The 5280-nt window shown below is 64.1% G+C and carries 5 protein-coding genes; 2 read left to right on the forward strand and 3 right to left on the reverse strand.

Going from position 1 to position 5280, the window contains the following annotated elements:
- The first annotated feature begins 86 nt into the window (after positions 1–86).
- Complete coding sequence (locus AB3X43_RS17065) at positions 87–1010, forward strand: glycosyltransferase family 2 protein (RefSeq protein WP_369431070.1); 924 nt, start codon at positions 87–89, stop codon at positions 1008–1010.
- Positions 1010–2227 carry a glycosyltransferase family 4 protein gene (locus tag AB3X43_RS17070; protein ID WP_369431071.1) on the forward strand — a complete coding sequence of 406 codons (1218 nt, stop codon included), beginning with the start codon at positions 1010–1012 and terminating at the stop codon, positions 2225–2227. Before AB3X43_RS17065 ends, AB3X43_RS17070 begins: the two co-directional genes overlap by 1 nt.
- Here the strand turns inward: AB3X43_RS17070 and AB3X43_RS17075 are convergent.
- The 3 genes from AB3X43_RS17075 to AB3X43_RS17085 form a co-directional block, all read right to left on the reverse strand.
- Positions 2214–3296, reverse strand: a complete 1083-nt coding sequence (locus tag AB3X43_RS17075; protein ID WP_369431072.1) for an NAD-dependent epimerase/dehydratase family protein — start codon at positions 3294–3296, stop codon at positions 2214–2216. The genes AB3X43_RS17070 and AB3X43_RS17075 overlap by 14 nt on opposite strands.
- A gap of 134 nt (positions 3297–3430) precedes the next feature.
- Positions 3431–4639 (reverse strand): DegT/DnrJ/EryC1/StrS family aminotransferase, encoded by a 1209-nt coding sequence (locus tag AB3X43_RS17080; protein ID WP_369431073.1) that lies wholly within the window; start codon positions 4637–4639, stop codon positions 3431–3433.
- Positions 4587–5280: WecB/TagA/CpsF family glycosyltransferase (locus AB3X43_RS17085; RefSeq protein WP_369431074.1), on the reverse strand; the 694-nt coding region annotated here is incomplete at its 5' end. The genes AB3X43_RS17085 and AB3X43_RS17080, both read right to left, overlap by 53 nt.

Raw genomic sequence — 5280 nt, forward strand, 5'->3', positions numbered from 1 at the left:
GCCACACAGTCCAAGCCACAGATCACGGCATCCGGTTTTCGGTTCTAGACCGTCACGCGGCCCACTCCCTCCTATTCGCGTGCTCCATGCGTTCGACCGACCGTCTGATTTCTATTTGCATTTGCACTTACAAACGTCCAGCGGGATTGCGGCAGGCGTTGCAGTCCCTGACCAGAATGGCCATTCCTTCAGGATGCCGTGTGGAGACTCTCGTCGTCGACAACGAAACGGCCGGGTCTGCTGCGGTAGTTGTCGATGACCTGCATCGCGCGCATCCGGCGCTGGCCCTGCGGTATATGCAAGAGCCAACGCCTGGAGTCAGCCATGCCCGCAACCGATGCTTGAACAGCGCGGCCGGGGATTTCATCGTCTTCATCGATGATGATGAGTTTGTGAATTCGGAATGGCTTGTAGAACTGCTGCGCTGCATGGACAGCACGCGAGCAGATGCGGTGTTCGGCCCGGTTGTCCCCTTTTTCGAGATGCCACCGACGGCATGGCTGGTGGCGTCAGGGGTCAACGACCGTTTGCGGTTTCCGACTGGAACCGAACTCCCATGGCGCGAGGCACGCACAGGCAACGTGATGCTCCGGCACACCATGGTCGAGGATGGGCACCGTTTTTCTACCGACTTCGCAAGAACCGGCGGCGAAGACAGCCTGTTCTTTGCCATGGCCAAGCAACGCGGGCACCAGCTCGTCTGGTGCGACGAAGCAGTGGTCCACGAGTCGGTCCCCGTCCAGCGCATGACCCGCTCGTGGGTTCTTCAGCGGGCGTTCATGGGCGGGCGCACCTACGTGCGCCTGGAAGCCCGCTTGGGACACCGCTGGCCATACCTTTACTTCGCACTGCGCGGACTGGCATCGGCACTGGTATCGATGGCGACCATCGCCGCACTGTATGTCCGGGGAGATGCCCGGCACGTGCGTCACCTGTGTCGCCTGTATGGACATCTGGGTAAGGTAGCTGCTCGTTTCTACTCGCATGGCCCCTACGCGGGTGATCTGTGATGGAAGCCGATGCAGCCACCCGGCCCTTGCGCATTCTGATCGTCCACAACCGCTACCAGATCCGTGGTGGGGAGGAGTCGGTCGTTGATGCCGAAATCGCACTGCTGCGCGACCACGGGCACGAGGTACGACTCTACGAACGCGACAACCATGACGTCGGCGGCCAATCCAGATTGGCCCTGCTTCGGGACACGCTCTGGTCTTCTTCGAGCCATGCGGATGTCACTCGACTGATCCAGGAGTTCCGGGCAGATGTCGTGCACGTCCACAACACGCTGCCACTTGTGTCGCCGTCGGTGTACTGGGCGGTGGATTCAGCTCCAGGTGCGGTTGCGCTGGTGCAGACGCTCCACAACTACCGCTGGTTTTGCCCCAAGGCGACGCTGCTGCGGGATGGAAAGATCTGTGAAGACTGCGTTGGCAAGGTCGCCTGGCGTGCAGTGATCCACCGTTGCTACCGGCAGTCTGCCGTGCAGAGCGCAGTCATGGCAGCGACCTTTGGTCTGCACACGGCCCTGGGCTCGCTGCATCGGCGGGCGGATCGCATCATCGCGCTGAGTGAATTTGCGCGCGACAAGTATGTGCTGAACGGCTTTCCGGCTGCGCGCATGGCCATCAAGCCCAACTTTGTCCCGGACACCGGTGAACGCCCTTCGACTGCTTCGGTAGACCGGGCCGGTTTTTTGTACGTGGGTCGCCTGTCGGAGGAAAAAGGACCCCATGTGCTCGTCGAGGCGGCAGCCATGGTGCCGGAGTTGCGCTTCGATGTCGCTGGCGATGGGCCGCTCGGACCCCAGTTGCCACGCCAAGGCAACGTCATCTACAGCGGCGCGGTGTCAGCGGCTTCCGTGCGGGACAAGATGCGCCGCGCCAGCATGCTGGTTCTGCCGAGCCTGTGCTACGAAGGTCTGCCGATGACGCTGGTCGAAGCGTTCTGCAACGGTCTGCCCGTTCTGGCCAGCCGCCTGGGGCCGCTGGCAACGCTGATCGAGGACGGTGTCAATGGCCTGCTCTTCAATCCGGGCGATGCTGGCGATCTCGCCAGCAAGCTGCGCTGGGCGGTGGCACACCCAGGAGCCCTGCAGCAAATGCGTATCGCGGCACGTCAGACTTATCTGGCGCACTACACCCCGGAATCCAACTACCAGCAACTGCTGGCGATCTACGAGGACGCGATCGCCCACCGACGCGCCTCGGCTGCGGTCACTGGAACGTGAGACTTCCACCGGCACGCGCCATCCGGGCGGGCATGCGGTCAAATACCGCGGTGTGTTCGATCGCAGCCTTGGCCTCGCGGCCCTGCGCGAGCACCTCGTGGATCCACCGCATGACGCGGGCCTCGGGCGGTTCGGTGGACAACCCGGGATCCAGCGCGTCGATCAGTTCCCGGATGCCTTCGCTCAGCTCGACTTGCGGCCGGTAGCCCAGCAACTCCTGCGCCTTGTGGTGACTGGGCCGGTGGTGATGCAAGTCCCGTGCACCGCCGAGCAAGTTGACGTGAATCTGGCCCCCCAGCGCCGACCGGATGACCTCCGCCACCTGCGCTGCGTTCACGTTGTGGTGGCTGATGTTGAAGATCTGCCGGCTGACGACGCCGGCAGGTGCCGCCAGCACGGCCATGAGGCCACTGACCGCGTCCGACAGATGCACATGTCCGCGGCACTGCAAGCCCTGGTTGTCCAACGTGATCTGCCGCAACCGAAGCGCACTCAGGACCATGGCATGCACCATGAGATCCAGCCGCATGCGCGAACCGTGTCCATGGACCAGGCCGAGTCGGACGACCGATGGCGCAAATCCTGCCGTTGCCATGGGAAGAATGGCCGCTTCGGCCATCAGACAGTGTTGCGCCTGGTGGGTGAGCGGCCGCACTGGAGAGAGTTCGGTCGACTCCTGCGTGCTGGCGAAGCCGTAGACACTGCAACTGCTGACAAGCAGGTAGCGGGGAATGCCACAACTGCGCGCCAACTGCGCCAGACGGACCTGTGCACGGTGGTTGACCGCGTCCGCTCCCGCCGGGTCCGATTCAGCCGCCAGTTCGCTGGACAGTCCGGCCAGATCGACCACTGCCTGCATGCCAGTGAGGTGCCCACGGTGCAGCACGCGGGTATCCATGCGGTGGATCTGCAGGCGCGCATGGTGGTGCAGATCCGCCAGCCCCTGCTCCCCGAAGATCATGCTGTCCACCGCGGTCACCACATGCCCACGCGCCAGCAGCGCACGGACCAGCGCCGACCCGATATAGCCGGCGGCACCGGTGACCAGAATGTGCTGAGGGCGGTCCATGGTGTGAGAGCGGATGTGTGAGAAGCTGGGCAGCGCGGCGGTGCACCGCTTCAGGACTGTGCCGCGTCCATCACGGAATGCGGACCACCCGAACACGGGTTGTTTCCAAAAACCCGTACAAGGTGAGAACTAAGTCAACTGACAGAAGACTTGCGCGACAAGGTGTTGCGAATCACGTCGATCACGTGGTGCACATCGCTGTCCTGAAGTCCCTGGTGAACCGGCAGGCACAGCCCCTCCCCGTACAGCGTGTCGCAAATCGGCAGGTCCACTGGATCGATCAGCCCCGCGAGACAGGGCTGACGATGCAGCGGATAGAACATCGAGCGGGTCTGGACGCCCGCTGCGTCCAGCGCGTCCCGCAGTTCGGGCATGCGCGGGCACAGGATCGGAAACCGGAACGGGATGAACTCCGAATTAGGATCGACTTTCATGAACCGTAGTTGCGCCAGTCCCGTCAGACCCTCCTGGAACAGGTTGTAGCGGCGCAGGCGGTCGACCTTGACCTGCGGCAGGCGCGCCATCTGCGCTTGCCCGACTGCGCACTGCATGTCGGTGACCCTGAAATTCATGCCCAGGGACTCGTGAATGAACGAACCACTCGACTCGCGCCCCTGGTTGCGCAGCAGACTGATGCGTCGGGCCAGGCGCTGTTCTCTGGACAGCACGGCCGCTCCTTCGCCCATCGTGAGCGTCTTGTCGGCAAAGAACGAGATCACGCCGACGTCGCCGAACGTGCCCGCATGCTGCCCGCGATAGCGCACGCCACAGGCCTGCGCGGCATCCTCGATGACCGCCAGACCGTGGCGCTTGCCCACCTGCGCGATCTCGGCGGCATACGCTGCCTGGCCATAGATGTGCACCGGCATCAGCGCCGAAGTCCGCGGCGTGATGGCACGCTCGAACGCCTCGGGGCGTGCGGTGAAGGTGTGGGGATCCACGTCGATGAGCACAGGCTTGAGCCCGGCAAACACCGCCGCGCTGGCCGACGCCATGAAGGTGAATCCCGGGATGATGATTTCGCTGCCGCGCGGCAAGTCCAGCGCCAGCAAGGCCAGGAACAGGCCGAGCGTGCCGTTGGGCGCCAGGGCAATGTGGTTGGCACCGGTCAGCTGGCTCAGACTCTGCCGGAAAGCCGCCGCCGCAGGCCCCTCCGTCAACCAGTTCCGTTCGATGCAGCCGTTGAGTGCTTCGAGCTCGGAACGTCCCAGCCAAGGCTCGACCTGCTGAATACGATGGAACTGCATGCTTTTAACCCCTTTTTGCCGACGTTCAATGTCAGCGAAGAGCTTAATCGCCCGGCACTCTGTTCCGTTCGAGGTGTACCAACGCGTGCCGTGCAAACTGCCCTATCGCACCCACCACGAACAGGGTGTTGTTGACCAGATAGCGCCGCCAGAGACGGCCAGGCTCCTGCGACAGGCGGAAGAGCCACTCCAGGCCGTGGTCGCGCATCCAGACCGGCGCGCGCGCCACGGTGCCCGCGTGGAAATCGATCCCTGCACCGATGCCCAGCATGACCGCCTGGACGCGGCCTCGGTGGTCGAACATCCAACGGTCTTCCTTCGGGCAACCGAGACCGGTCATCACCAGATGGGCGCCTGATGCATTGATGCGTGCGACATCCGCGGCATCCTCCGCTTCGTCAAGGGGACGGAACGGCGGCGAATGCAGGCCCGCGATCTTCAGACGGGGATGGGTCTTGCGCACGGCAGTCGCCAGCGCGGCGAGCGTGCTGTCGGTCGTGCCGTAGACATAGACGCCCAGGCCGCGCTCCTCCGCCGCCGCCAGCAGCCGCTCCATCAGATCCGGCCCGTTGATGCGCTGCTGCAGAGGGTAGCCGACATGGCGGAGCACCCAGGCCACGGGCCAGCCGTCCGGCGTCACCATGTCCGCGCCGGCAATGTGCCGCCCATGCACCGGATCCCGGCTGGCCCGAACGATCGAGTGGGCATCGCAGATCGATACGTAACGCGACTCGCGC

The organism is Sphaerotilus sp., from assembly GCF_041083715.1.
Classification (GTDB): Bacteria; Pseudomonadota; Gammaproteobacteria; order Burkholderiales; family Burkholderiaceae_C; genus Sphaerotilus.